The organism is Nitratireductor soli (assembly GCF_001050155.1).
Classification (GTDB): domain Bacteria; phylum Pseudomonadota; class Alphaproteobacteria; order Rhizobiales; family Rhizobiaceae; genus Nitratireductor; species Nitratireductor soli.
The window spans coordinates 1-1239 of sequence record NZ_LFVY01000044.1 but is presented as its reverse complement, the minus strand read 5'-3'; the positions used below and the strand labels follow the sequence as shown (position 1 = coordinate 1239).

General features: G+C 60.2%; 1 pseudogene. It reads right to left on the bottom strand.

The window, feature by feature from the left end:
• Positions 1-4 precede the first annotated feature (4 nt).
• Positions 5-1173: pseudogene (locus AB843_RS24550) on the bottom strand (IS3 family transposase).
• Positions 1174-1239: the final 66 nt, after the last annotated feature.

Genomic DNA, 1239 nt, shown 5'->3' with positions numbered 1-1239 from the left:
AGTCTTAATGCATGATCGGCTTTCCGGCCATTGCCTGTGCAGATGGTGGTGCCGATCCACGGGTCGGCGCCGGCCAGATGATGGCCTCCGGTGTCGGGGGCTTATATCCGAGCGATGAGTGCGGCCGCTCGGTGTTGTAGTAGCACCGCCATGCCTCGATGATGGCCTTGGCCTCGGCGAGGCTGTAGAAGATCTCACCGTTGAGCAGTTCATCTCGGAGTTTGGAGTTGAAGCTCTCGCAGTAGCCGTTCTCTCAAGGGCTTCCCGGCTCGATGAAGGCGGTCTTCGCGCCGACAGCGGCGATCCACTCCCGCACGGCTTTGGCGATGAACTCCGGGCCATTGTCGGAACGAACATGACCGGGCACACCACGCAGGATGAACAGGTCCGACAGGGCGTCGATGACATCGGTCGAGTTGAGCTTGCGCGCGATCCGGATCGCCAGGCACTCCCGGGTGAACTCGTCGATGATGTTGAGCATGCGGAACTTCCTGCCATTGTGCGTCCGGCCCTCGACAGAATCATAGGACCAGACATGGTTGGGGTGTTCCGGTCGAAGCCGGATACACGATCCGTCATTCAGCCAGAGACGTCCTCTCTTGGGTTGTTTCTGGGGAACCTTCAGCCCCTCCCGCCGCCAAATGCGCTCGACGCGCTTGGCATTCACCGTCCAGCCCTCAGATCGCAGCATCGCCGTGATCCGGCGATAGCCATAGCGGCCATACCGGGAAGCGAGCCGGATGATGTCGGCGGTGAGCGCCTCTTCATCCGGCCGGCCTCTGGGCTTCTTGCGCTGGGTCGAACGGTGCTGACCAAGAACCCTGCAGGCGAAGCGCTCCGAGACGGAGAACTTCGACATCACATGGTCAATGCAACGGCGACGGCGGGCGGGGCTTAATAGTTTCCCGAAGCAGCCTCCTTCAGGATCAGCTTCTCCAATGTCAGGTCCGAAACCGCCTTGCGTAGCCGATCGTTCTCTTTCTCAAGCTCCTTGAGACGCTTCACCTGGTCGCCCTTAAGGCCACCGAACTCCTTGCGCCACCGGTAATAGGTGAATTGCGTCACGCCGATCGAACGAACAGCTTCGCCAACCGATTTTCCTTGCGACAGCAGAACATCGACCTGGCGCAGCTTCGCGACGATCTCTTCGGGCTTGTGCTTCTTCTGGCGCATTCCAACGTCCGCTCTACGGCTCAATAGCCTACTTCAGCGAGGACCACTTTTCAGGGGGCAGGCCAA